At 37.7% G+C, this 25,895-nt stretch carries 23 protein-coding genes; 17 read left to right on the top strand and 6 right to left on the bottom strand.

Annotated elements, in window-relative coordinates:
- The first annotated feature begins 107 nt into the window (after positions 1–107).
- The 5 genes from QSH13_RS13560 to potD all read left to right on the top strand — a co-directional run bounded on the left by QSH13_RS13560 (position 108) and on the right by potD (position 5,831).
- Positions 108–1,403, top strand: a complete 1,296-nt coding sequence (locus tag QSH13_RS13560; protein ID WP_109398339.1) for a S8 family peptidase — start codon at positions 108–110, stop codon at positions 1,401–1,403.
- 536 nt (positions 1,404–1,939) lie between these two features.
- Entirely contained in the window at positions 1,940–3,055 is a 1,116-nt protein-coding gene (gene potA, locus QSH13_RS13555; RefSeq protein WP_286039281.1) for a spermidine/putrescine ABC transporter ATP-binding protein PotA, read from the top strand.
- Positions 3,039–3,899 (top strand): spermidine/putrescine ABC transporter permease PotB, encoded by an 861-nt coding sequence (potB, locus tag QSH13_RS13550; protein WP_023583058.1) that lies wholly within the window; start codon positions 3,039–3,041, stop codon positions 3,897–3,899. The genes potA and potB overlap by 17 nt, the downstream gene beginning before the upstream one ends.
- Entirely contained in the window at positions 3,896–4,675 is a 780-nt protein-coding gene (gene potC, locus QSH13_RS13545; RefSeq protein WP_109398337.1) for a spermidine/putrescine ABC transporter permease PotC, read from the top strand. Before potB ends, potC begins: the two co-directional genes overlap by 4 nt.
- 112 nt (positions 4,676–4,787) lie before the next feature.
- Positions 4,788–5,831: a spermidine/putrescine ABC transporter substrate-binding protein PotD gene (gene potD, locus QSH13_RS13540; RefSeq protein ID WP_006536345.1), complete on the top strand. Its 1,044-nt coding sequence runs from the start codon at positions 4,788–4,790 to the stop codon at positions 5,829–5,831.
- A 135-nt stretch (positions 5,832–5,966) separates the two neighbouring features.
- On the opposite strand, the gene QSH13_RS13535 is transcribed toward potD, so the two are convergent.
- The 6 genes from QSH13_RS13535 to QSH13_RS13510 all read right to left on the bottom strand — a co-directional run bounded on the left by QSH13_RS13535 (position 5,967) and on the right by QSH13_RS13510 (position 11,789).
- On the bottom strand, positions 5,967–6,278 hold the full coding sequence (locus QSH13_RS13535) for a helix-turn-helix domain-containing protein (protein WP_072064475.1): 312 nt from the start codon (positions 6,276–6,278) through the stop codon (positions 5,967–5,969).
- A gap of 25 nt (positions 6,279–6,303) precedes the next feature.
- A complete protein-coding gene (locus tag QSH13_RS13530) occupies positions 6,304–7,377 on the bottom strand; it encodes a fimbrial protein (protein WP_235376022.1) in 1,074 nt (357 codons plus the stop codon).
- A complete protein-coding gene (locus QSH13_RS13525) occupies positions 7,377–7,895 on the bottom strand; it encodes a fimbrial protein (protein ID WP_196544527.1) in 519 nt (172 codons plus the stop codon). Before QSH13_RS13525 ends, QSH13_RS13530 begins: the two co-directional genes overlap by 1 nt.
- Complete coding sequence (locus QSH13_RS13520; protein ID WP_286039280.1) at positions 7,895–10,414, bottom strand: fimbria/pilus outer membrane usher protein; 2,520 nt, start codon at positions 10,412–10,414, stop codon at positions 7,895–7,897. Before QSH13_RS13520 ends, QSH13_RS13525 begins: the two co-directional genes overlap by 1 nt.
- Before the next feature lie 36 nt (positions 10,415–10,450).
- A complete protein-coding gene (locus QSH13_RS13515) occupies positions 10,451–11,131 on the bottom strand; it encodes a fimbrial biogenesis chaperone (RefSeq protein WP_286039279.1) in 681 nt (226 codons plus the stop codon).
- Positions 11,132–11,228: 97 nt separating this feature from the next.
- On the bottom strand, positions 11,229–11,789 hold the full coding sequence (locus QSH13_RS13510) for a fimbrial protein (protein ID WP_109398332.1): 561 nt from the start codon (positions 11,787–11,789) through the stop codon (positions 11,229–11,231).
- A gap of 874 nt (positions 11,790–12,663) precedes the next feature.
- Between QSH13_RS13510 and yddG the strand changes: the two genes are divergently transcribed.
- The 12 genes from yddG (at position 12,664) to cutC (ending at position 25,806) form a co-directional block, all read left to right on the top strand.
- Positions 12,664–13,578 (top strand): aromatic amino acid DMT transporter YddG, encoded by a 915-nt coding sequence (gene yddG / locus QSH13_RS13505; protein WP_109398331.1) that lies wholly within the window; start codon positions 12,664–12,666, stop codon positions 13,576–13,578.
- A 234-nt stretch (positions 13,579–13,812) separates the two neighbouring features.
- Positions 13,813–15,087: a bifunctional O-acetylhomoserine aminocarboxypropyltransferase/cysteine synthase gene (locus tag QSH13_RS13500; RefSeq protein ID WP_286039278.1), complete on the top strand. Its 1,275-nt coding sequence runs from the start codon at positions 13,813–13,815 to the stop codon at positions 15,085–15,087.
- Positions 15,088–15,542: 455 nt separating this feature from the next.
- Positions 15,543–16,130: a TetR/AcrR family transcriptional regulator gene (locus QSH13_RS13495; protein WP_109398329.1), complete on the top strand. Its 588-nt coding sequence runs from the start codon at positions 15,543–15,545 to the stop codon at positions 16,128–16,130.
- 26 nt (positions 16,131–16,156) lie between these two features.
- Positions 16,157–17,011, top strand: coding sequence for a transcriptional regulator (locus tag QSH13_RS13490; protein ID WP_109407053.1), 855 nt, complete (start codon positions 16,157–16,159; stop codon positions 17,009–17,011).
- Positions 17,011–17,529, top strand: coding sequence for a FidL-like protein (locus QSH13_RS13485; RefSeq protein WP_109398327.1), 519 nt, complete (start codon positions 17,011–17,013; stop codon positions 17,527–17,529). The genes QSH13_RS13490 and QSH13_RS13485 overlap by 1 nt, the downstream gene beginning before the upstream one ends.
- Before the next feature lie 728 nt (positions 17,530–18,257).
- Complete coding sequence (locus tag QSH13_RS13480) at positions 18,258–18,536, top strand: BMC domain-containing protein (protein WP_004249182.1); 279 nt, start codon at positions 18,258–18,260, stop codon at positions 18,534–18,536.
- 20 nt (positions 18,537–18,556) lie between these two features.
- Complete coding sequence (locus tag QSH13_RS13475; RefSeq protein ID WP_006536329.1) at positions 18,557–18,841, top strand: BMC domain-containing protein; 285 nt, start codon at positions 18,557–18,559, stop codon at positions 18,839–18,841.
- A 14-nt stretch (positions 18,842–18,855) separates the two neighbouring features.
- Positions 18,856–19,134, top strand: coding sequence for a BMC domain-containing protein (locus QSH13_RS13470; RefSeq protein ID WP_006536328.1), 279 nt, complete (start codon positions 18,856–18,858; stop codon positions 19,132–19,134).
- 73 nt (positions 19,135–19,207) lie between these two features.
- Complete coding sequence (locus QSH13_RS13465; protein ID WP_109398326.1) at positions 19,208–20,875, top strand: acetaldehyde dehydrogenase (acetylating); 1,668 nt, start codon at positions 19,208–19,210, stop codon at positions 20,873–20,875.
- Between the two features lie 26 nt (positions 20,876–20,901).
- Complete coding sequence (locus QSH13_RS13460) at positions 20,902–21,165, top strand: EutN/CcmL family microcompartment protein (protein WP_004245867.1); 264 nt, start codon at positions 20,902–20,904, stop codon at positions 21,163–21,165.
- Positions 21,166–21,172: 7 nt separating this feature from the next.
- Positions 21,173–22,321 (top strand): 1-propanol dehydrogenase PduQ, encoded by a 1,149-nt coding sequence (locus QSH13_RS13455; protein WP_109398325.1) that lies wholly within the window; start codon positions 21,173–21,175, stop codon positions 22,319–22,321.
- 56 nt (positions 22,322–22,377) lie between these two features.
- Positions 22,378–25,806 carry a choline trimethylamine-lyase gene (gene cutC, locus QSH13_RS13450; protein ID WP_196544329.1) on the top strand — a complete coding sequence of 1,143 codons (3,429 nt, stop codon included), beginning with the start codon at positions 22,378–22,380 and terminating at the stop codon, positions 25,804–25,806.
- Positions 25,807–25,895: the final 89 nt, after the last annotated feature.

Genomic DNA, 25,895 nt, shown 5'->3' with positions numbered 1-25,895 from the left:
TATTTTTATAGAGTAACTTATTTGTATTATCTCTATTAAAAATGAAAATAGTCACTGCTCAATATTTTACGCTATAAAGCAAAAAAATAAAAAAAGGAGCATTGAATATGAACATTAAAAGAAAGATACTTATAAAAGTAAAAAATCTTGATTATGATAATAAAACTCTATTATTTTCTGGGTTTCATAAAATATATCATCCTCTTTTAACTAATATATCTTTAGTTCCAATAGTATCATCTGTTCATCAATTACCACCTAAAAGTTATATTGATTCTATTTCAATAAATTTTAATGATCTAAATAAATATTATTACCTTAATTTACCAGAGAATAATCATTATTCTTTAAATGAATTGATTAAAGTATTACAACAACACCCTGATATTGAATATGTACAAATGGTGCCAATACAGCCTATTGAACCTCCTAATATAACACCTGACTTTTCTCAATATCAGCAATACTTAAACACACCAGAAAAAACAATAAATATCAATAAAATTAAAGGGTTGGGTGTTTTTGATGCGTGGGAGCAAGACGCTTATGGGCAAGGGGTACAAGTCGCTGATATTGAGTGGGATTTCAACCTTTCTCATCATGATTTATCAACGGATAATATTACGTCATTATTACCATTTAATGAAAAAACCAGTCAGGCAGATCATGGTACTGCGGTCGCGGGTTTAATTATGGGAAAAAATGATGGTAAAGGGATCACCGGACTCGCTTATAAATTAGATATGTTTTATGCCATCTCTGAATTAACTTGTGGGCGTATTGATGCGATTATTGCGAGTAAACGTATATTACATGCCGGTGATATTGTTTTATATGAAATGCAGACAATTTGTGAACATCAAGCTTACGTACCCGCAGATTATGAAATGCATATTTGGGAAGCAACTCGTGCATTAACAGATGCTGGGATCATTGTGATTATGGCCGCAGGTAATGGAGGGGTAGATCTAGATTTGCCTGTTTATAAAAGTTATCGACAACGTCATGATAATAATTCAATACGTGTTGGAGCGGGTTCACCCTATACATTAAATCGATTACCTTTCTCAACGCACGGTTCACCTATTCATGTACAAGCATGGGGAGAAGACGTTGCAACAGCAGGTTATGGTGATCTGTTTAGAAGTGATGATAATCATACTTATACGGCTAATTTTAGTGGCACATCGTCAGCGAGTGCTTTAGTTGCGGGCGCCGCAGCGGTGATCCAATCTTGGTATAAAAAGCATACAAACAGAGTGTTAACGCCGATACAAATGCGTGATTTATTAATTAGAACAGGTACTTTTCCACTGTTAAATGACAAAATTGGCCCTTTACCCAATGTGAATAACGCAATTTTGTATTTAAAAAAATTAATAAAACGTCATCAAGTACAATAACATTAATTCCTTTAACACCTCCTAAATATGAGGAGGTGTTATTTAAATTTTATCTCTATGAAATATAAAGTTTTTATCATCATAATAAGATGAAAATATAAAAATAAGCGTAATTTAATTAACTTTTTGTATGAATAACGACACAAAAAATAGTGTTACAAATAAACGAGCTAATAAGTATTTATAGGAAAATAAGGCGATTAGACAACTTCTAAGAGAAAATTTATTTAATCATAAACTTAATTGGTTTTTACTATTTATATAAATTAATAGCATTTTGATTTTATTGTGTTTTTAGCATAAATCCTAAAGGGCATAGTTTATGATGAAAAACTTAAATATGAATAGTTTTTCATTGTTTAAGCACCTTTTTGCTTTCAATTTCACGCCACTGCGTTTATCATTTTCCGCTTGTACTATACATACGGCGTCGCTGGTTTTGGGCTTCTGTGGAGCATAATGCTCCGGCAGCTCACACAGTCTTTTCCAGTGGCGGTTCTATCTGCATTATTCTTCGGGATAGAGTATTACCTTAAATGACTGAGAAAACATCTCTGATACCAGTTGTCGAATTAAAATCCTTAAGTAAAGGTTTCGACGGAAAACAAATTATTTCCCGCCTCGATCTCACTATCAACCATGGCGAGTTTTTAACTATCCTCGGTCCTTCAGGCTGTGGTAAGACGACGGTTTTGCGTTTAATTGCGGGTTTAGAAGACGTTGATGATGGGCAAATTATCCTTGATGGACAAGATATTACGGATATCCTAGCAGAACAACGTTTTGTAAATACGGTTTTTCAAAGTTACGCGCTTTTCCCACATATGACTGTTTTTGAAAACGTCGCATTTGGTCTTCGTATGCAAAAAACACCTGCTGACGAGATTAATATTCGCGTTGAAGAAGCCTTGCGTATGGTGCAACTTGAAGCTTTCGCACAACGCCGTCCTGCACACCTTTCGGGTGGACAACAACAGCGCGTTGCGATTGCGCGTGCTGTTGTGAATAAACCAAAGGTCTTACTGCTTGATGAATCATTATCTGCACTGGATTACAAATTACGTAAACAGATGCAAAATGAATTAAAAGCCTTACAACGTAAATTAGGGATCACCTTTATTTTCGTAACTCATGACCAAGAAGAGGCGCTGACCATGTCAGACCGGATCGTGGTAATGCGTGAAGGGCGTATTGAGCAAGATGGTACTCCGCGTGAAATTTATGAAGAGCCAACAAATCTGTTTGTTGCGCAATTTATAGGTGAAATTAATATCTTTGATGCGCGTGTACTCCATCGTATTGATGAAACGCGTATTCGTGCTGATGTTGAAGGTCATGAATGTGATATTTATACCACATTACCTGTGACACAAAACCAGAAACTCAAAGTATTACTTCGACCTGAAGATCTCCGGGTTGAAGAAATTCACGATCTTGAAAATCTTCCTGGGCTAATTGGTTATGTTCGTGAACGTAACTATAAAGGCATGACGCTAGATTCTGTTGTTGAGATGGAAAATGGCAAGGTGGTGATGGTGAGTGAATTCTTTAATGAAGATGATCCAGATGTTGATCACTCGTTAGACCAAAAAATTGCAGTAACTTGGGTTGAAAGCTGGGAGGTCGTGCTGGCAGATGAAGAAAACACGTAAACTATTTCAAAACATCGTAATTACTGGTGTTGTGGGTTGGTTGATGGTGTTCGTCTTCTTGCCGAATATCATGATCATTGCGACCAGTTTTTTAACACGTGATGATGCCAACCTTGTCGAGATGGTCTTTACACTCGATAACTACTATCGCTTATTTGATCCTATGTATGCAGAAGTGTTACTGCATTCTATTAATATGGCGGTGGTCGCAACATTAGCTTGTTTATTATTAGGTTATCCTTTTGCTTATTTCCTTGCAAAAATGCCTAAGAAAATACAGCCATTAATGTTGTTTTTATTGATTGTGCCTTTTTGGACAAACTCGCTTATTCGTATTTATGGATTAAAGATATTCTTAAGTACAAAAGGTTATTTTAACGAATTTCTGCTGTGGATTGGACTTATTGATAAACCACTCAGAATTATTTATACCCCAGAAGCCGTGGTACTGGGGCTGGTTTATATTTTGCTACCTTTTATGGTATTACCGCTATATTCCAGCATTGAAAAGTTAGATAAACCTTGTTTAGAAGCAGCGCGCGATTTAGGGGCTAATAAATTTCAAACCTTTATTCGTATTATTATTCCATTAACAATGCCAGGCATTATTGCGGGTTGTTTACTCGTGATGTTACCTGCAATGGGGTTATTCTTTGTTGCTGATTTAATGGGGGGCGCGAAAAATTTATTAATTGGTAACGTAATTAAGAGCCAATTCTTAAATATTCGTGACTGGCCTTTCGGTGCAGCCACAAGTATTTGTTTAACATTGGTGATGGGATTAATGCTGTTTGTGTATTACCGAGCCGTGAAGTTACTGCATAAGAAGGTAGAGATAGAATGATAGGACGGTTATTGCGTGGTGGATTTATGTCCATTATTTACGCGTATCTTTATATCCCGATCATCATTCTGATAGTTAACTCTTTTAACTCATCGCGTTTCGGGATTAATTGGAAAGGATTTACCACAGATTGGTACACCATTTTATTTAATAATGACAGTCTGCTTCAAGCTGCTGGGCATTCATTAACAATGGCTGTCACTTCTGCGACATTTGCGACATTAATTGGCTCATTAGCAGCAGTTGCGCTTTATCGCTACCGTTTTCGTGGCAAAAAATTTGTGGGTGGAATGCTGTTTGTTGTGATGATGTCGCCGGATATTGTTATGGCGATCTCTTTGCTTGTACTGTTTATGATCCTAGGTGTTTCGTTAGGATTTTGGTCGCTTTTATTTTCACATATTACATTTTGTCTGCCTTTTGTTGTGGTTACGGTGTACTCACGATTAAGTGGGTTTGATGTGAAAATGTTGGAAGCGGCTAAAGATTTAGGGGCGAGTGAATTTACTATTTTACGTAAAATCATTATGCCACTAGCAATGCCAGCAGTAGCTTCAGGTTGGTTATTAAGCTTTACGTTATCCATGGATGACGTCGTAGTTTCCTCTTTTGTGACGGGGCCAAGTTATGAAATTTTACCACTGAAAATTTACTCAATGGTAAAAGTGGGGGTTTCGCCAGAAGTGAATGCGCTTGCAACTATCCTTTTAGGTCTATCCTTAGTATTAGTATTAATTAGTCAACTGATCTTAAGAGACAGAACTGACAAAGCGTAAACATGTATTAGTGCGAGTTTCTCGCACTTTTTGGGGTCTTGAAGACCAATCTGTTGGAGGTAGGCTCGCTGCCTATTTGATATTAACGCATCAACCACTGAAGGAAACATAAATGAAAAAGTGGTCCTCAGTACTTGCTGCCAGCGTAATGGCATTAAGTATCGGCACAGCATCGGCTGATGATGGTAAGACATTATATTTCTATAACTGGACGGAGTATGTGCCGCCTGGTTTGCTTGAACAGTTTACGAAAGAAACTGGGATTAAGGTGATTTATTCCACCTATGAATCTAATGAAAGCATGTATACCAAGTTAAAGACCTATAAAGAGGGTGCTTATGACTTGGTGGTTCCTTCTACTTATTTTATTTCTAAGATGAGTCATGAAGGAATGCTACAAAAAATCGATAAATCAAAATTAACTCATTTTGATAATCTCGATCCTAGTTTATTACATAAATCATTCGACCCCGAAAATGACTACTCCATTCCTTATATTTGGGGTGCGACTGCGATTGGTATAAATAGCGATGAAGTGGATGTGAGTAGCATTACTTCATGGGCTGATTTATGGAAACCTGAATATAAAGATAGTTTATTATTAACGGATGATGCCCGTGAAGTTTTCCAAATGGCATTATTGAAATTAGGTTATTCGGGCAATACAACTGATCCTAAACAGATTGAAGAAGCCTATAAAGAGCTGCAAAAGTTGATGCCAAATGTATTAGCATTCAATTCAGATAATCCAGCTAACCCTTATATGCAAGGGGAAGTTAATTTAGGGATGATTTGGAATGGCTCGGCATTTATTGCTCGTGATGCAGGCGCACCTATTGAAATGGTGTGGCCAAAAGAAGGCGGCATTTTCTGGATGGATAGCTTAGCGATCCCTGCTAATGCCAAGAATGTCGAAGGCGCTCATAAACTTATCGATTTCTTATTGCGTCCAGAAATCGCAGCAAAAGTAGCTGAAAACATTGGTTATCCAACACCAAATCTTGCAGCTCAAAAATTACTACCAAATGTGATCACTAAAGATAATTCTCTTTATCCAACAGAAGAAATTATTAATAAAGGTGAATGGCAAAATGATGTGGGTGATGCAACTGTATTATACGAAAGCTATTACCAAAAATTAAAAGCCGGACGTTAATTACCTTTAACTCTTACCCTAAAGCCACCGTTAAGGTGGCTTTTTTATAACAGAAAAGAATACATTTTTATTTAATTAAAAATAAAGAGAAGTAAAAGATAGTCAGTAATAAGAAAAAGAGTAAATAGACTACGTTCAATTAAAATCATTCTTAATACAGCTTTCGGCAATTAACCGATTATTTTTTTCTTGAGTTTTTCTTCGTTGTTCAATACTTGAAATATGATTACTTTGTAAGAAATAACTAATATGAACATCAAATTTCTCAGAGATACGATAAATTAATTCGATACTGATCCTATTTGTTCCTCGTTCATAACGAGAAAGCTGTTGTTGGCTTATCTCTAATTCTTTAGCGAATAAAGTACCTGAATATTTTAATTTTTTTCGTAAATGGCGTATTCGCTGGCCTATACGAAAATTAATGGTTTTGCTGTTATCTATCATTTATCAGCCTTAAAAATTCAAATCATCATTGATAAGAAAAAGTCAGACTGGCTAACCCGTTTGCTTTACCAGGTTTTAGTGTTCCAGTCGTGATATACCGAGTTGACAGGTTTAATGTGTAGTTTTCGTTATTAGATGTTGTTATATGAAGTAAACGTTGGTTAGGTTGTCCCGTTGCACTAATGTCAGGTCCATAAGTTACGGGGGTAGGAGTATCATTAAAGAAAAATTGAATACCGATACCTGATGCATCTGAATCTGATGTTAAGGTGAGAATATCTGTATTATTAGAATAGGTAGATTGATCGGTCATACTGGCGTACAAGTGAACATTGGTATCACAAGTCACTGAAATGGGTTTTGTTTGTATTTTGGAGGTTGAACCAACAGCACTCATCTCTCTCATTGAGATATCACCTAATTTATAGGTTAGGTTTTTGGTATTGACTGTGCAGCCACGAGCTTTAATGGTGATTGTTACAGGATTTATTGCGACAAGTGATGTGTTATTTCCTTTATGAGCGCCTCCGTATTCAGACCAAGTATTGGCAATTACGGTGTAAGGAATATTATAAACGCCAGTTTCTAAGTGTTCATCAGTGACGACAAAGACGACTTTTGCTTTTAATGAGACGCGGTCTACGCCTTTGTTTACTGTTGAGCCTGCTGCGGGATAAATAATCGTCGCACTTGAGCCTGTGCCGACATCAATAGGTACATAAGAAACATTGTCATTATTATCTTTTAACCCAAAGGCATAACCAATACCTTTTACGCCAGCAAGAGCATACACAGGATATCGATTACTGCCTTCATAATAGTAGATCCCACTTATTTTTGAACCTAACGCATTAGCATAGAGTGTATCAACCCAACATTTTTGTAGAAATTTATTCTCACATTTAAAACCATTATGAACAGATGTTTCCCCAATCCATGTTGAAGTGATTGGTGTACCGGCTGGTGTTCCGTCCGCTGCACCATCAAAACTCATTGGTACAGGTGATACAATAAGAGGATCAGCCACTGCCCATACCATTTTTTCAGGAATAAACACTAAAAAAACCAGTAATGATAAGAAAGAAAGGAAATATTTCATTATTGGTACTCCAGTAAAAAAGTCGTAGTCGCATTTGCTTGCCCTGAACTAACAGGTAGATGTGTCGCGACATAGCGGGCATAGAATTGCAAGGTATTATCTTGATTAGGTAATAACAGGTAAGGTTGGCTTTTTTCATTGATGGCAATAGGGGTGCCTGACTTATCCATAAGCGCAATAGCAATACCTTGAGCACCATCCTGATTAACGGCAAGTAATGTATTATCCGATGCAGAAGGTGTTCCTTTGAAGCTGACTTTCACGCCACTGGCTTCGGGTTGGCAATCTATTAACTTAATACTAAAAGGGATAATAGGTGTACGTTGTTGAGTAATTGTCGTTGAAGTGAAATCTTTCGTCGCAATATTACCTAGTTTCACCGTAATTGTTTTTGAGTTAGTTTCTACTGTACAAGTGTTGCCGGTCACTCGGGCATTAATTTGAATCAAAGTGTCATAAGTATTGCCTTTGCTTATGGAAAGTATCAATAAAGCCAAAACAAGCATTAATCTGCGCATTATTGGCACTCCTGTGTCATTTTTACAAAGGGCTCATTGTGTTGTTCAATAGGTAATTGATAGTTCACTTGGCAATGTTTAGATGATCCATTGCCCCAGCGAACATCTAATAGGCCTGAGTGAGGTACGCCAGAGAGGTAGAGTAAACCCTCATCCCCTACAATACCGGAGAGATGATTCTGTTTATCGGTAGCGATAGCACCGAAAGGTAGCGGTCGCCCCTGTTGTTTTAATGTCAGTAATAATCGATATCCTGTTTTGGCGTCAAAGTTAACTTTAATAACCGCACCTTGAGTAGGAATGACTTGCTGAATATTTTGTTCAATTTCGATGTTATCAGGGAGAGCCGTGGTATCCAGGGCAACTTTGTTTTGGCGATAAGCTGTGGCATAGGGAATAACCGCGAATCCACGCCAATCAGTATAAATTCCCGTGGCATTATCAATGGGGACATCTGCTGTTTTGCCAGCATCAACTAAAATGGTATTTGAGCTTAATGGCTGACTTAATGTGATCCCTTCACTATGTAACAGCATGCCACCTGCAAGGCTGTAATTGAGTTGCTGAGCATCTTGATGGTAGTTATAACCGGCATTGAAATTGCCATAGCGACTTTGATATCCAAGAGAAGCACTTCCCGTATAATTGCCACCTTGATTGCTATATCCCTGTTGAACACTGTAATTTAACGTATTGTCGTCAAGCAATGTGCCTGCAACACCTGCATTATGAGCAGAATAACCGTTATTATTATGGCTGTAGTTATAAGTGAGATAAGCACTATTGATGGGCTGATAACCTGAAGGCATAAGAAGTTGTAACGGAATAGAAACGCCAAGAGAGAGTGTTTGATCCCGTTCTCCACTATTCATCATACGGTTATAACTGTAAATAATGTTGTAAGAAAGCCCTTTGATATTGCCGTTATAACCCGTTTGAACTAAAACATTTTTCTCATTTGTTCCCCAATAGTTTTGCCAGTGTGTTGTCATAAAAACAGAGCCATAATCGGCAAGTTGTTGTGATAAATTGATCTGGAGACTGCCTTTTTTATGATTACGCAAATCAAAGTAACGTGAAGGTGTTTGTTGATTATCTTCATAGAGATAGCCAGACATCCGCGTGTTGAGTGTCTCTTCTAGTGTGTAAAATCCAGAAGTAGAATAGCGATAGCCTAATAATTGAAAATTAGTACCAAATTGGTTAAGTGATTTCGCGTATAGAAAGCGTAAAGAGTAACCTTCTGATGTCGAATTATCAGGTAGTTTACTATGAGCAAAAGTGATATCTGTTGATAATGCGCCTAAGGAGCCCATATTTTTACCGGCACCAAGTGCATAAGATTGATAATCAGCGCTAACTAAAGCCCCACCATATGCAGTTGTGTCATAAGGCAATCCATAAATCAGATGGCCTTGTAAAAAGCGTGGTTTTTTATTTTGGTTATTTTGGCGGATCTCACCTGCTTGAATAACAAATTGTTTTTGACCTTCTCGCTGTAAAACGGGCACGGCAGAATACGGTACAACATAATCATGTTTACTGCCGTCATTCTCTTCAATAGAAACATAGAGATCTCCGCTATTTGATGTTGGATAGAGATCTTTAATTTCAAATGCTCCGGGTGCAACAAAGGTTTGGTAAATAACATAGCCATTTTGTTTTATAACGACTTTGGCATTACTATTCGCTATTCCCCTAACAATAGGGGCAAAACCTCTTTGGCTATCAGGCAACATGGTGTCATCGCTTTCTAAGGAAATACCTCGGAAATTAATGCTGTCAAAAAGTGTTGATGACGTATAACTATCGCCAATTTGTAATTGGCTTTTTAACGACACAATATTGCGTTGAAGATAGGTGTTGATGTGGTTCCACTGGTTTTTCCCATTCGATGAATGCCAAGTGGAATAATCTCTTAATCGCCAAGCGCCAATATTGATCCCACTACGTAGATTTAGATAGTAACTATTATTATGAGAATTTCCCCAACTGTTGGCACCGCTAAAGGTATAATTTAATATTCCCGCAGTAATACCGTTATCCCATTTCTCTGGTGGAATATAACCACGTGCTTTAAGATCTAAAGCTGCTTGAGGAATTTGAACTTTTAATGCTTGTTTCTCAATATCATAATTAACAACTGAATCGGGAATAATGTTTTCAATATTAATACATTGTTTATCTAAGGCGCTTTCAATATCAGAAAATAGTTTAGTATTAATATTTAATGATTGATAAAAAGATTTATTTAAACAAGGAATTACACTTTTATCTTGGTTAATAAAATGAATGTTCTCTGTTCTCAGATATTCATTATTAAAAATAATATCAAGAGGGTAATCGCCGGGTTTGATACTATTTCCGGCTTCAAAATAGCTTAAATCAGCGACAGAATCGGGAGAGTCAGCCAAAAATGCAGGATTAAATCGGTTTGCACTGTGTGCTAAAAATGGCAAAGCCATTGATATAGTAATAGCACCAGAAAAGAAGAAATAAACTGTATTTTTATTAATCATGTTTTTTGACCAAGAAGCTTTGAGCTGATGTAATCTTTAATGAGAAATTTCTTTTTTTAATACAGCCGTCTGTGCGCCATAATCATTAATTGTTTGGAATGAAATGAGGTTTGCATTACTTTTTATTTTTCCTAACATTAATTGAGATAACGGATTTATCATGATACTGGCAGGAAGTTGATTATCTTTTACCGCTAAATTCACCATGGTTATATGATAAGGCGTTGGGTTATTCGCAATAAGCTCACCATTCTGGTAAGAAAAAGAAATCTCATTTGCAAATTTTTCATTATAAGCAGGCAAATTTGCGGGGCGATAGAAAAGTTTTATTCGACTCTGTATTGCGATTTGTAGTGTATTTTCCTTAGCTAGCTCATCTTGTAATGAAGGGATTACTTTTACATTCATCCAAAATAAACTTTCTCTATCTTCAGATAATGGTGCACCGGTATACATAATTCTTAATGCATTTTCTTTATTAGCATCAAGAATATATAAAGGGGGAGTGACGATAAAATCATTATTTTTAACGCCTTTATTATCAGAAACCCATGACTGAATTAAAAAATTGTTTTCTTTATCTGAGTTAGTAATAACAAGGTTAGTTTGTTTAATATTTGAATTATAAATAATACGTGTGGCACCTAATGAAACACCATTAGAATAAGATAATAATGGAAAGAGAAAAATAGTAAGGAATATAAGTATTTTTTTCATAATAAAAATATATTAGGTAGTGAATATAGGGCAATTATATTTTTGATAAAAATATGCCGTCCTTGGCAATCAGATATCAATCAAAAATGATGAGCAATTAAGAGTAGGTGACCATAAAGTTTGTGGTAACGTTTGCGCTACCTGCCTTAACAGTATCATCAGTTGAAACAAGCGATGCGTTATAATTTAATTGGTTTTCGCCTTCAATTAACTTTTGAGTTGTTGATGGTTGGCCCGGAATAACATTTTTACTGCTTGAGTCAGTAATTTTTAATGCTACATTTGTCGCGGCACCACTACCTTGCAATGCAAATGCGTTTGCATCTCCATCAGAGGCTGTACCATTAAAAGTAATAGCGGCTAATGTTGAAACGGTAATATCGCAGTTATTTAATTTAATACTAAAAGGAATGCGACCTGTTTCATCACCTTTTTTAGTAAATTCGGCAACGCGGAATTGACCCAAACGAACAGTTTGGTTTGCTGAGCTACTATCAACACCACAAGCTGCATTAACAACAGAACCTTCAAAATTAACAGTACCGCCATTGACGGTGACTTCTGTTGGCGCAGGCGTGCCGGTGTCTTCTGCAAATGCAGGTGCTACAATAATTGCCATTGCAGAAGTGATAATTGCAGACAATAATAACTTTTTCATTAATTATTCCTATGTTTTAAATATATATCTAACAATTAACTTAATATATTAAGTTAATTGTTAACTCTATTTATTCCCTATTTTTAAATAGAGAATAAAAGGGGGTAAATTATTTTTTTAGACGTGTAACGTAAGGTTGTTTATATATTTAACAGAGAGCTGATTACCGCAATTATCGTAAAAACGATAAAACAGTTATATTCACACCTAAGTCAAATTTTCAAAAATTATAGATGTGCTAAAAAAAATAGAGAAATCGTTTTAAACGATCGTTTTTAGCTTGTTTTATAGGTGATATCTATTGATATCTTGATAACTATCGGTAATAGCTAGCGTTAAAAAGTGGAGTAATATATTATTTTATCTAATGATTTTTTTGATGTCACATATCATATTGATATTTAATGAATTTTTATTTTTTGTTTTTATTTCGCCATGCGTCTCTAATAAAGAACGTCTTAAAAGGACTCTGTAAATATACTTATAAGATGATGTTTCATATGATATATTTCATAGCGAAACTATTCATAAAAGGATACAAAAAATAACACTTTTTATGTTCAATAGAGATGATCTGGTTTCTTTTTTATTCAAATATAAAATTGAAATTAATATTTGAATAAAAAAATAGAAATATTATTTATTCATTTTAAATTGAAATTAAAAGGCATATTTTAAAAATATAAAATTGATGATACTTTTTTTACTACCTATGGGAGTAGGTCAATCTGTTTTCTACTTGATATTAATTGTAACAAAATGTTTCAGTGTTCAAGTTTTTTTTATTTTTTTGTATAAAAATGGCTAAAGCAATTATGCTGATTTTATTTTAATATCGGCGCTAATGGCACAATCTTAAATCTGAAGGCACAAAATGATATCTAGCTCATCAAAAGGGACGTTATATGGCATTGTTGCTATTCTTCTTTGGAGCACCATTGTTGGATTAATTCGTAATATTAGTGAGTATTTTGGTGCCGTAGGGGGGGCTGCACTGATTTATACTACAGGCACACTCTTTCTTATTTTTATTTTAGGTATGCCTAAGTTATCACACTTTCCTAAACGCTATCTTTTCTGGGGTGGGCTATTATTTGTCACTTATGAAGTGTGTTTATCTCTGGCTTTAGGATTTGCAACAGACAGAATACAAGCCATAGAGTTAGGAATGGTTAACTATTTATGGCCTAGTTTTACGTTAGCCCTTGCAGTCATACTTAATAAGCAGCGATTCTCTATTTTACTGATTATCGGATTATTATGTGCATTTAGTGGATTAGTCTGGGTTGTTAGTGGCGATAATCCGCTGACAGTTGATGGTTTATGGGAAAATATTCAAAGTAATCCATTAAGCTACATATTAGCGTTTTCAGGGGCTATTTTATGGGCGTTTTATAGTAATTTAACTCGTCTTATGTCTGGCGGGAATAATGGCATTGTACCTTTCTTTTTATTAACGTCACTTGCATTGTGGGGGCAATATCTATTTTCAGCACCAGTAGAATGGATCGTGACTACAAAAAGTATCACACTATTATTAATAACGGGTGCTGCTATTGGGCTAGCAAATGCGGCTTGGACAATTGGCATGATCAGAGGCAATGTGACCTTATTAGCGACACTTTCTTATTTTACTCCTGTTATTTCTACTGCATTTTCATCAATACTCTTGTCTACCGCACTCTCTTTCTCATTTTGGCAAGGTGTAATGATGGTGACAGGGGGATCTTTAATTTGTTGGTTAGCAACTCGCCAAAAAACGATAAAACGATTTAAAATGGCTAAATGACATAAAATAGAGGAGTTTTAAGTTAAATATTGACGTCAATAGAGGTTATTGGATCAAGAAATTCTATTTTAAAAATAACATTTGTGTAAGTTGAAATTTTTTCACTATGCGATGAAGAAAATATCAGCTTATCTATATTACTTATAAACTGAATAGTTACACTTGGAACATCTCCAATAAAGAAGATATGTTAAGTAATACGATAAGAACAAATGCAACAAAAAAGGAATTGCTATGAAACTTGAGACACTCTCTGTTCACGCCGGTTATTCACCTGATCCAACCACAAAAGCAGTTGCTGTGCCTATTTACCAAACAACATCTTATGCATTTGATGATACGCAACATGGTGCGGATCTTTTTGACTTAAAAGTGCCCGGTAATATTTATACCCGTATAATGAATCCAACCAATGACGTATTAGAAAAACGTGTTGCAGCATTAGAAGGTGGTATTGCGGCAGTTGCCGTAGCATCGGGTATGGCCGCTATTACTTATGCAATCCAAACAATTGCACAAGTGGGTGACAATATAGTTTCTGTCGCTAAGCTTTATGGTGGTACTTATAACTTAATGGCGCACACTTTTCCTCGTATTGGTATTGAAGCACGCTTTGCTCCTCATGATGATATTGCTGCCCTTGAAGCATTAATTAACCACAAAACAAAAGCGGTATTTTGTGAAACCATCACAAATCCAAGTGGAAATATTGTCGATATTCAAGCATTGGCAGATGTCGCTCATCGCCATGGTGTGCCTTTGATTGTCGATAATACCGTTGCTACACCTTATTTATGCCGCCCTTTTGAACATGGTGCGGATATTATTATTCATTCTTTAACCAAATATATTGGTGGCCACGGCAATTCGATTGGTGGCATTGTTGTTGATTCTGGTAAGTTCCCTTGGGCTGCACATAAAGATCGTTTTGAAATATTAAATACACCTGATGTTTCTTATCATGGAGTAAATTATGTTGAGCACTTTGGTGCTGCTGCTTATATAGCAAGATGTCGTGTTGCACCTTTGCGTGGAACTGGCGCAGCACTGTCGCCATTTAATGCTTTTTTAATTCTACAAGGATTAGAAACGCTAGCATTACGTATGGATCGCCACACTGAAAATGCACAGAAAGTGGCAGAGTATTTGCAAAATCATCCTCAAGTGGCATGGGTTAAATATGCGGGTTTAAGTCATCACCCAGAGCATGATTTAGCGGTACGTTATATGTCAGGTAAGCCAGCGGGCATTCTCTCTTTCGGTATTAAAGGGGGCGCTGAAGCGGGTGCAAAATTTATCGATGCATTACAACTCATTGTTCGCCTTGTGAATATTGGAGATGCCAAATCATTAGCATGTCATCCAGCATCGACCACTCATCGCCAATTAAATGATGAAGAATTAGAATGCGCAGGCGTTTCACGAGATTTAATTCGTTTATCGATTGGTATTGAGCATATTGACGATATTCTTGCCGATTTAGAGCAGGCATTAAACGCCAGTATTTAATTATATAACCTTACTAATTAAAAACCTTCTTTATTTAAAGGAGGTTTTTTATATTTAACACGCTGAAATTGTTTGATGCTAGGATCCTTTATAATGTGTTGATGATGTTATTAAATCTATTTAATATAAATTTAAAGTAGAAAATAATATTAACTTTAATTCCAAATAAAGAAATCTTGGAGGTTTGCTTTCTTTATTTTTCTGGTTTTTTACTTTAAATAAAATAATAAATTAATTCTTTATTTTTGATAAAAGTCAAATTTAACTTATCTTCAATTTATTAATTTATCTATCTAGGTCAAAACTGTAAATTAATTTAAATTTTTAAATTAAATTTGATTAAAAATAAAGGAATGTGAAGTCAACTGCATTATTTGCATATAATAAGTACGAGTCTAAAAGGGATTGATTTTGATCAATAAGGAACATACCGACTGGTCGGTATTATCCTATGCATGAATACGACTGCGCATCACCGAAAAAAAGACCCCATCCGAGTTCAAGAGCAATTATTGGAAGCGGCAAGCATTATTGTGGCTAATGAAGGAATAGCCTCTCTTTCTTTAAATGCAGTAGCAAAAGAAGCTGGGGTAAGTAAAGGTGGTCTACTTCATCACTTCCCCGGAAAATTAGAATTAGTGCAGGCAGTATTTAAACGGCTATTAGGTATTATGGATAGTCGTATTGCAGTTATTATGGAAAATGATCCTATTGAAGTAGGGCGTTTTTCTCGCGCGTATTTAACTTATATTTCTGATTTAAAACAGTCCGACGAGAGTCGCCAATTAGCCATACTGTCTTTAGCCATGCCAAACGAACCTATTATGCGTAAGTGCTGGCGAGATTGGATGTTAGGTCATTTAGCTAAAGGCGATAAATTAGATAATAGTTATTTAGGTACATTAATTCGTTATGCCGCAGATGGTCTTTGGTTATCTGAATTAACAGAAGGCCCTACGATTTCACAAGACGAGCGTAGCGCATTAGTAGAAAGATTATCTGAGATGACATTTGACTATATAGCAAACACAGAAAATCAGTAATTTTAATCAGGATGAATGAGGGCACAATGAAATACAAAATAAATGCCTTAATTTATTACGACGCAACGGATGGCGCGATATCTTTAGAAAAAGAGAGTGTTGATACACATCTTTCTATTACAGCAAATGCGTTACTCTTTTATTTTATTCAGCATCCTGGAGTTGTTAATCGTGATGAAGTATTAAAACGTGTTTGGGATGATAATGGATTAGTATCATCAAACAGTAATTTAAACCAATATTTGAGTTTATTACGAAAAACATTTCGCCATTATGGTATTGAAAATATCATTGTTACCATTGCGAAAGGACGATTAGAGTTTAATCCGGATATTTCAGTTGAGTTAATTGATGATTCAACGCTATTACCTTCAACTAAAACAAATGAAGAAGCGCCTATTTTAGTTAAAGATGAAAACCAAATAGCGGTTGAGACAGTGACACCTTTAACGCAAACTGAAATACCTTTAGAGTCCACGCAAGAAGATGTGTCACAAAAAACAAAGAAACCAGAAATTTGTTGGTATTTAGCCAGCATCGGTTTTCTGTTAGGTGCGATATTTATTGCGGTGATCGTCTTTTTTAATCAACATCAATCAAAACCCATTTCACTGACACCATTAACGCATAATGATTGTGAGTTACTTTCTAATGAAGCCATGATTAATTCCTCGGTAAGTGATAATTATGTTCGTAATTTTGATGCGGTAAGAAAGAAGCTTAATTTACAGTGTGTGAAGGGGGAGCGATTTGTTTTCTTTTATGGTGATAAATTACAAACAAATGGATTGGGGCGCGTATTTTTAGCGCACTGTGCTAAGAACGAAGATAATCCATTTAGTTATTGTGACAACTACTTTTACTATTCTTGGAAATACTAATGAAAATCTCAGGGAAACTTTTATGTTTTTTATCGGCCCTGATTTTTATCTTGGTCGCTACTTACGCAGCAACAAGATTATTAACCATTAAAAATGAAGGTGTCATGGTTTGTTCAACCAAAGGCATTATGCGTTTTGAAAATATGGAAGATGAAAATGTGAATGGTAATATTCATTTTTCATTTGGTGCCAATGGTAAAGGGTCAATTGTTGTTGAAGGTTATACCACGTCAAAAGCAGGATGGTTGTATTTACAGCGTTATGTGAAATTTGATTATACAACCAAACGTGTTTCCCCTACAGAGCGTCACTATTTTGTTAGCCAATGGGAGTCGAGCGCATCCTCAATTGATGAGTCACCTGATGTGATTTTTGACTATTTTATGCGTGAAATGTCAGACAGCCATGATGGGTTATTTATTAATGCACAGAAGCTAAACGAGAAAACATTACTATTAAGTTCGCTCAATTCACCACTCTATATTTGTACCTTAAAACCGGGTAGTAAATTCGATTAATTTTGATGTATTACCTCATGTTTTTTTATCAAAAGGTGGTGCATGATAGTCACCTTTTGATTCAATTCCCTTCGGTTATAACTCTCCTCTTTCTGTTTTTATTCGTGCTTATCGGCTTAGTTGAATGACAGTAATTAAAATTGATAACAGTGAGGTTCACTCACTTTGCTCATCAACAAGTAACGGTTTAATCCGCTTATTCTTTGCAGGTTGTCTGCTGATTATTTGAATGGAGCGTAGTAATAGTGATCCTATGTCTTGCCACTGATACAAAGCGCATCAATATTTGCTTTGATAAAGAAGTCATGACAAAAAAGAGCACGATTTGTATATAGACTTGATTTAGCCTTTTTCAATTATTGATCTCACCTTGAAATATCAGTGATATTCCGCACATCTTTTTCGTCGATATGTACTGCCTTTTTTCACCTTTTCAACATCCTTCTAACAAAGTTAATTTGCCTATTTTTTTATCTATTTTTTGTGAAAACAAATAAATTTATAACGATGAAAAAAATAAACTAACAGCATGAAAGCATAAATATAGAGATAAAAAACACTAAATTACAGAGTTAAATTCTATATGCATCAATATTATGGATTTATATTTTGTTTTCGTTTTTACACGTTATAGTGATTTTGAAACCAACGTCTGCGTTTTAAAAAATCACCACGCAGACACAATGGGCAAACGTAAACCGTTAAACGGCTTCTCGGAGGAAATGAAAATGGGTGATGCATTAGGTCTGATCGAAACCAAAGGTCTGGTGGCATGTATTGAAGCCGCTGACGCTATGTGTAAAGCCGCGAACGTTGAACTTATTGGCTATGAAAATGTGGGTTCAGGTCTCGTGACTGCGATGGTGAAAGGCGACGTAGGCGCAGTGAAAGCTGCAGTAGATTCAGGTGTGGAGTCAGCACAACGCGTGGGTGAAGTTGTTACATCGCTCGTGATTGCTCGTCCTCACAATGACATCAACAAGATTGTTATCAAACACAAGGCATAGTTTCTGCCTTAGGAGAACGTATGGGTGATGCATTAGGACTTATTGAAACTCAAGGGCTGGTGGCTTGTATTGAAGCCGCTGATGCGATGTGTAAGGCGGCAAATGTTGAGTTAATCGGCTACGAAAATGTGGGTTCAGGTTTAGTAACTGCAATGGTGAAAGGTGATGTAGGTGCCGTTAAAGCCGCTGTGGAATCTGGCTTAGAAGCTGCTCAACGTGTTGGTACTGTTGTGACTTCATTAGTCATCGCTCGTCCACATAACGATATTCAAAAAATCGTTGCCCAGTACAAAGTGACTGAATAACGAAGGAAATAAATATGAAAGAAGCACTAGGTCTAGTTGAAACCAAAGGTCTTGTCGCTTGCATTGAAGCTGCAGATGCAATGTGCAAAGCAGCCAATGTTGAACTGATTGGTTATGAAAACGTCGGTTCAGGTTTAGTGACAGCAATGGTGAAAGGCGATGTCGGTGCAGTCAATGCAGCGGTTGAGTCAGGTGTTGAAGCGGCAAAACGTATCGGCACAGTAGTGACTTCTCGTGTTATCGCAAGACCGCATAACGATATCGAGAAAATCGCACAACAGCACAAAGCCTGATTATTCAGGCGTGCTGTAAAGCAAAGAAATAAGTTATTCAGCTAAATTTTTTAACTCCTGTATGGGGGAAGACATGGTTGCATTAGATAAAGATTTGCAATCCAGACAACTGGCTCGTGAGCTAGTTCGTAACGCGAAAAATGCACAACTTGTTTATGCTAAATTTTCGCAGGAAAAAATCGACAGTATTGTAAAACACATTGCATTTGAAGCCGCTCGTCATGCAGAAGAGCTGGCGAAAATGGCGAATGAAGAAACAGGCTTTGGTAAGTGGGAAGACAAAGTTCTGAAGAATACCTTCGCGTCATTGCGTGTGTATGAACATATGAAAGACATGAAGACCGTTGGCATTATTAATGACGATAAAGTGAAAAAAGTCATGGATGTTGGCGTGCCTTTAGGTGTTATCACGGCGTTAGTCCCTTCAACTAACCCAACATCAACCATTATCTATAAAACCCTAATTGCACTGAAAGCAGGTAATGCGATTATTTTCTCTCCGCATCCAAATGCAAAACAGTGTAGTTTCCGTGCGTTAGAAATTGTTAAAAAAGCGGCGTTAGAAGCCGGTGCACCAGCAGGTATTGTTGATGGCGTGACATTACTGACGCTGGAAGCGACAAAAGAATTAATGCACAGCAAAGATGTGTCATTGATTTTAGCAACTGGTGGTGAAGGGATGGTGCGTGCAGCTTATGCATCAGGTACACCAACCATCAGTGGTGGCCCAGGTAATGGTCCTGCTTTTATCGAACGTAGTGCTGATATCAAAAAAGCAGTGAGCGATATCATCACCAGTAAAACATTCGATAACGGAGTTATCTGTGCATCAGAGCAATCCATTATCGTTGAGCGCTGCATTTATAACGAAGTTCACCGCGAGCTATTAGCGCAAGGTGCTTACTTTATGAATGACGAAGAAGCAACAAAAGTGGCTTCAATGTTATTGCGTGCTAACGGTACGATTAATCCAGCCGTTGTGGGCAAAGATGCGATTTATTTAAGTCAGCGCGCAGGTTTTAGCGTACCGGCAAATACGCGAGTATTAATCGCATTACAAGATACTGTTTCACCAAAAAATCCGTATTCACGCGAAAAATTATGCCCAATCTTAGGGATGTATATCGAAGAAGATTGGAAATCAGCATGTGATCGCGTGGTGCAGTTACTGACTAACGAAGGTTTAGGTCATACCTTAGTTATTCATACCAAAAATGAAGATGTTATTCGTCAGTTCTCTTTAGAAAAACCCGTTAACCGTATTTTGATTAATACCCCTGCAGCATTAGGCGGTATCGGTGCAACGACGAATATTACTCCTGCATTGACTTTAGGTTGCGGTGCTGTTGGAGGTGGTTCTAGCTCTGACAACGTTGGCCCAATGAATCTACTGAATATTCGTAAAGTAGGTTATGGCGTGCGTACTGTTGAAGAGTTGAAACAACCTTGTCCCTTAGCACAAGAAGCTACTCAACCTGCTGTTTCTGCTTGTGCTGTTTCTAGCGCAAATCACCAGACCAGCATTCTTGATGATGACCGTTTTCGTTCACCTTCTTTAACCCCTGTTCATGCTGAATGTGCTACGGCACAACGCCAAACTCAAGGTGATGATCGCTTTGGTACATCTCCTTATGCAACGACGGTCAGTGCGTGTGCGCAACAAGTGATTGAACAAGGTGATATTACCGAAGAAAACGTGGAACGCATTATCAAGGAAGTTCTCGGACGTCTGAGTAAATAACTCATTGATATAAGGCGATATAAACCATGATCCTCGCAAAGGTAATCGGACACGTAGTAGCGACACAAAAAAGCCCAGAATTGAAAGGTAGCAATTTATTAATGATAGCCACCTTAGATGATGAGCTTAACCCACTGAAAAACAAAACCTATGTTGCTGTGGACAGTGTCGGTGCAGGTATCAACGATGTTGTGTTGGCTGAAGAATACTTTGCACTGAACAAAGATCGTTACAAGGCGATGTCAGTGGTTGCCATTGTTGAGAAGGTTTATCGGGACAGTAAGGAGTAATAACGACATGAGTGAGTTTCTGATAAAACCCAAAATTCAGTTTGGCGCCAATGCACTGGATTTTCTCTCTGGGTTAACTGCCCGCCGCGCATTTGTGGTGACAGATAAAGCAATGGTGAAGTTTGGCTTTGCAAATAAAGTCACTGATAAGTTAATGCAACGAGGTATCGAGTTCCAAATTTACGATGATGTTGCTTCAGATCCGGATATTTCAGCCATCGTGAGTGGTATGAAGATCATGGATGCTCATTATCCAGACTTGGTTATCGCACTCGGTGGTGGATCAGTGATTGATGCCGCAAAAGCCGTTATGTACTCCCTCTGGCATACCCGTAAAGAGAGCAACAGAACAAAACCACAATTTATTGCTATCCCAACCACGAGTGGTACGGGCTCTGAAGTGACTTCTTTTTCTGTGATCAAATCACGCAGTGAAAAGCTGGTCTTGGTTGATGAGTTTATGTTGCCTGATGTCGCCATTCTCGATCCTGAGTTGGTGAAATCTGTGCCACCAGCTATTACCGCTGATACAGGTATGGATGTTCTTTGTCATGCACTAGAAGCGTATGTTTCTAAAGCAGCATCTGATTTTTCTGATGCGATGGCAGAGAAAGCCGTCAAGTTAGTCTTTGGTCATCTTATTGATTGCCATCATCAAGGTGACAACTTGATGGCTCGCGAAAAAATGCATAACGCATCTTGTATTGCGGGGATGGCATTTACTAACGCTTCGCTGGGTATTACTCACAGTCTTGCTCACGCATTAGGTGGTGTATTTCACGTTCCTCACGGTCGTGCAAATGCGTTATTGATGACACATGTCGTTGCCTTTAACGCCAATCTTCATGGTGATTGTAATAGTGAAGCTGCAAAACGTTACGCCTACCTTGCTCAAAGCTTAGGACTTCCGGCTAACACCGTAAAGGAAGGGGTAACCAGTTTAATCGTCGCCATTAATGTATTGAAAGATGAAATGGGTATGCCGAAGAGTATTCGCGATACCGGTGTCAGTGAAGCGGACTTTTATGCCCGTTTAACGGAAATGGTTGGACAGGCTTTACGAGATAGCTGTACGCCGACAAATCCGCGTGACGTGAACACACACCAATTAGAAACATTGTATCGTCAGGCATTTGCCGGTGTATCACACAGTTAGTACTCAACCAAATTAATACCGATTAGGTCAAGTAAAGAACATCAGGAGAGCCTCACATGGCCAAATATTCTTTGACGCCACGCGTAAAAATGCTGGCAGAACGTTTAGTTTCACGCAATAGCTCAATCAGTACAGAGCGCGCGACAATTTTTGATTCATTAGACAACAGCATTGCGGGTGTTCCACAAGCAATTAAACCTGCGCAACGTTTTTATGATTTTATCCGTCATTTTCCAAGCTATATAGCACAAGATGAACTGATTATCGGCAGTCAGTCATCAACACCACGCGGTGCGATTTTTCACACTGAAGAAGAAGTGCGTAGTGACTCTATCTACCGTTTCTTAAGTATTAACAATAGCGTTGCATCACCTGATTATATGCTGGTGGTAAACCAAGGTTTCTTAGCTATCAAAGCACAGCTTGAAGAGAGAATTAGAAGCATTGGTAGTGCGGTAAATCGTAGCAGTATGGATGAAGCTAATTATTGTAAATCAGCGATTTATGCATGTGATGCAGCACTGTATTTTGCGCAACTTCTGTCTGCAAAAGCAGAGAATTTGGCTGCAATGGAAGGTAATCCATACCGTAAAGCCGAATTATTAGATAGCGCAGCAATATTACGTAAAGTACCGGCAAAACCCGCAGAAACCTTTAAAGAAGCGGTTCAAGTATTCTATTTATTGCAATTAGTCTTACATCTGGAAAATGGTAGTTATGCCGTTAATCCAATGGGATTTGATAAAGCACTTTATCCTTTCTATCAACGTGATATCGACCAGGGGCGTTTAACGCAAGCACAAGCGTATGAAATTGTTGAAAGTGTATGGCTGAAATTAGCTGAGCTTTCAGAAGTGCGTGCAACCAAAGAAGTTGATGGTTATCCAATGTTTGATGCAATGACGCAGGGTGTTGATATCAACGATCCTCGTATCAGCATTAACGAATTATCAGAAATGTTATTATCAGCGCGCGCCAATTTGTCAAGCTTACACAGTTCACTACAAGTACGTTTATATAATGGTCGTGCGAATTCACAGCCTCAATACGCTGCACCTTCTGCAAACTTTGTTGCACCAAGCGCGAATGCAGGTGAATTCAAAGTAATGGAAGGTTTAACACCTCGCTTACAACGTTTACGTAATCGCTATTTAGAAGCGCGTCCAAGCGTCTCTATTTATAGAGCATTAGCATTTACTGAAATTGTCCGTAATAACCCAGGGTTACCCCCTATTTTACTGCGCGCTAAAGCATTCCGTCGCGCATGTGAAACCGCACCTATCTTAATTCAAGATGAAGAACTGATTGTTGGACATCCTTGTGGAAAACCGCGTGCTGGTGCTTTCTCTCCTGATATTGCATGGCGCTGGGTTCGTGATGAACTCGATACTATGAGCACGCGTCCACAAGATCCATTCCAAATTTCAGAAGAAGATAAAAAAGTCATTCGTGAAGAGATTGTTCCATTCTGGGAAGGTCGTTCTTTAGATGAGATCTGTGAAGCGCAATATCGCGAAGCGGGTGTATGGGAATTTAGTGGTGAAACTTTTGTCAGTGACCTTTCTTATCACCAAATCAATGGTGGTGGCGATACTTGCCCAGGTTATGACGTACTGCTTTTCACTAAAGGCATGAACGGTATTAAAGCAGATGCACAAGCAAAACTCGCTGAATTAAGCATGGACAATCCTGCTGATATCGATCGTATTTACTTCTACAAAGCATCTATTGAAAGCTGTGAAGGGGTGATTGCCTATGCACATCGCATTGCAGAACATGCGCGTGAATTAGCATCAAAAGAGAGTGATCCACAGCGTCGTGAAGAGTTACTGACGATTGCTCAAGTCAACGAAAATGTACCTGCTAATCCACCAAAAACACTGCAAGAAGCACTGCAAAGCATTTGGACAGTAGAGTCACTGTTTGAAGTTGAAGAGAACCAAACGGGTCTTTCTTTAGGTCGTTTAGACCAATACTGCTTCCCAATGTATGAAAACGATATCAAATCCGGTCGTTTAACGCGTGAACAAGCACTAGAAATGATGCAAGCCTTTATCATCAAATGTGCTGAGTTAATGTGGATGTCGAGTGAGCTAGGTGCGAAATATTTCGCAGGTTATCAACCATTTATCAACTTAACCATTGGCGGACAAAAACGTTCTGGTGGCGATGCATGTAACGATTTAACTTACTTAATTATGGATGCTGTGCGCTTTGTGAAAGTGTATCAACCATCACTCGCATGTCGTATTCATAACCAATCACCACAACAATATATGGAAAAAATTGTTGATGTGGTGAAAGCCGGTATGGGGTTCCCTGCGTGTCATTTCGATGATTCACATATCAAAATGATGTTACGTAAAGGCTTTGATTTTGAAGATGCGCGTGACTACTGCTTGATGGGATGTGTTGAGCCACAAAAATCAGGTCGTATTTATCAGTGGACATCAACAGGTTATACCCAATGGCCTATCGCCATTGAGTTTGTATTAAATCGTGGTCGTATGGTGCTGTTTGATAGCTATCAAGGTTTAGATACAGGCGATTTACGCGACTTGCGTACTTATGAAGATTTTGATCGCGCTGTAAAAGAGCAAGTGGCACATATCGTTCGTTTATCTGCTATTGGTACGGTGATCAGTCAACGTGTTCACCGTGATGTTGCACCGAAACCATTAATGTCTCTGCTGGTTGAAGGTTGTATGGAACAAGGTAAAGACGTCACGGCGGGTGGGGCGATGGTTAATCATGGCCCAGGTCTTATCTTCTCTGGCTTAGCAACTTACGTTGATTCAATGGCGGCTATTCGCAAACTTGTTTATGAAGATAAAAAATACACCTTAGAGCAAATCCGTGATGCGTTATTAGCTAACTTTGAAGGCCATGACGAGCTTTTACGTGACTGCTTAAATGCACCGAAATTTGGTAACGATGACGATGTAGTTGACCAATATGCGTTAGATATTACGGAATGGACTGAGCGTGAATGTCGTAAATATAAAATGCTCTACTCCACATTGAGCCACGGAACGCTGTCTATCTCTAACAACACACCAATTGGTGAATTAACTGCAGCGACGCCAAATGGTCGCTTCGCATGGAAACCATTATCAGATGGGATCAGCCCAACACAAGGCGCTGATAAGCATGGTCCAACGGCGATTATCAAATCAATCAGTAAGATGAATGTTGAAACCATGAATATTGGTATGGTTCATAACTTCAAATTCCTGAAAGGCTTATTAGATACCAATGAAGGGCGCCAAGGTTTAATTACCTTATTAAGAACGGCTTCAATTCTGGGTAATGGCCAAATGCAATTTAGCTATGTTGATAATGAAGTACTGAAAAAAGCACAACTTGAGCCTGAAAAGTATCGTGATTTGATTGTTCGCGTTGCAGGTTACAGTGCTTACTTCGTTGAATTATGTAAAGAAGTTCAGGATGAAATTATCAGTCGTACTGTGATTGAGAAATTCTAATCATAGCCATAGGGATGGCAAAGGCTATCCCTTTTAATCGACAAGACAAGATTTAAATTTATCGAACAGGGATGTTTGATGCAGATTTG

The sequence above is a fragment of the Proteus faecis genome, assembly GCF_030286765.1.
Lineage (GTDB): Bacteria > Pseudomonadota > Gammaproteobacteria > Enterobacterales > Enterobacteriaceae > Proteus > Proteus faecis.
Note: the sequence above shows the minus strand (reverse complement) of the source record. Positions and strands in the feature narration are given on the sequence as shown.

Excerpts from the sequence above, each read along its gene's own strand:
- QSH13_RS13560 (WP_109398339.1), top strand. The coding sequence starts at position 108 with ATGAACATTAAAAGAAAGATACTTATAAAAGTAAAAAATCTTGATTAT.
- potA (WP_286039281.1), top strand. The coding sequence starts at position 1,940 with ATGACTGAGAAAACATCTCTGATACCAGTTGTCGAATTAAAATCCTTA.
- potB (WP_023583058.1), top strand. The coding sequence starts at position 3,039 with ATGAAGAAAACACGTAAACTATTTCAAAACATCGTAATTACTGGTGTT.
- potC (WP_109398337.1), top strand. The coding sequence starts at position 3,896 with ATGATAGGACGGTTATTGCGTGGTGGATTTATGTCCATTATTTACGCG.
- potD (WP_006536345.1), top strand. The coding sequence starts at position 4,788 with ATGAAAAAGTGGTCCTCAGTACTTGCTGCCAGCGTAATGGCATTAAGT.
- QSH13_RS13535 (WP_072064475.1), bottom strand. The coding sequence starts at position 6,278 with ATGATAGATAACAGCAAAACCATTAATTTTCGTATAGGCCAGCGAATA.
- QSH13_RS13530 (WP_235376022.1), bottom strand. The coding sequence starts at position 7,377 with ATGAAATATTTCCTTTCTTTCTTATCATTACTGGTTTTTTTAGTGTTT.
- QSH13_RS13525 (WP_196544527.1), bottom strand. The coding sequence starts at position 7,895 with ATGCGCAGATTAATGCTTGTTTTGGCTTTATTGATACTTTCCATAAGC.
- QSH13_RS13520 (WP_286039280.1), bottom strand. The coding sequence starts at position 10,414 with ATGATTAATAAAAATACAGTTTATTTCTTCTTTTCTGGTGCTATTACT.
- QSH13_RS13515 (WP_286039279.1), bottom strand. The coding sequence starts at position 11,131 with ATGAAAAAAATACTTATATTCCTTACTATTTTTCTCTTTCCATTATTA.
- QSH13_RS13510 (WP_109398332.1), bottom strand. The coding sequence starts at position 11,789 with ATGAAAAAGTTATTATTGTCTGCAATTATCACTTCTGCAATGGCAATT.
- yddG (WP_109398331.1), top strand. The coding sequence starts at position 12,664 with ATGATATCTAGCTCATCAAAAGGGACGTTATATGGCATTGTTGCTATT.
- QSH13_RS13500 (WP_286039278.1), top strand. The coding sequence starts at position 13,813 with ATGAAACTTGAGACACTCTCTGTTCACGCCGGTTATTCACCTGATCCA.
- QSH13_RS13495 (WP_109398329.1), top strand. The coding sequence starts at position 15,543 with ATGAATACGACTGCGCATCACCGAAAAAAAGACCCCATCCGAGTTCAA.
- QSH13_RS13490 (WP_109407053.1), top strand. The coding sequence starts at position 16,157 with ATGAAATACAAAATAAATGCCTTAATTTATTACGACGCAACGGATGGC.
- QSH13_RS13485 (WP_109398327.1), top strand. The coding sequence starts at position 17,011 with ATGAAAATCTCAGGGAAACTTTTATGTTTTTTATCGGCCCTGATTTTT.
- QSH13_RS13480 (WP_004249182.1), top strand. The coding sequence starts at position 18,258 with ATGGGTGATGCATTAGGTCTGATCGAAACCAAAGGTCTGGTGGCATGT.
- QSH13_RS13475 (WP_006536329.1), top strand. The coding sequence starts at position 18,557 with ATGGGTGATGCATTAGGACTTATTGAAACTCAAGGGCTGGTGGCTTGT.
- QSH13_RS13470 (WP_006536328.1), top strand. The coding sequence starts at position 18,856 with ATGAAAGAAGCACTAGGTCTAGTTGAAACCAAAGGTCTTGTCGCTTGC.
- QSH13_RS13465 (WP_109398326.1), top strand. The coding sequence starts at position 19,208 with ATGGTTGCATTAGATAAAGATTTGCAATCCAGACAACTGGCTCGTGAG.
- QSH13_RS13460 (WP_004245867.1), top strand. The coding sequence starts at position 20,902 with ATGATCCTCGCAAAGGTAATCGGACACGTAGTAGCGACACAAAAAAGC.
- QSH13_RS13455 (WP_109398325.1), top strand. The coding sequence starts at position 21,173 with ATGAGTGAGTTTCTGATAAAACCCAAAATTCAGTTTGGCGCCAATGCA.
- cutC (WP_196544329.1), top strand. The coding sequence starts at position 22,378 with ATGGCCAAATATTCTTTGACGCCACGCGTAAAAATGCTGGCAGAACGT.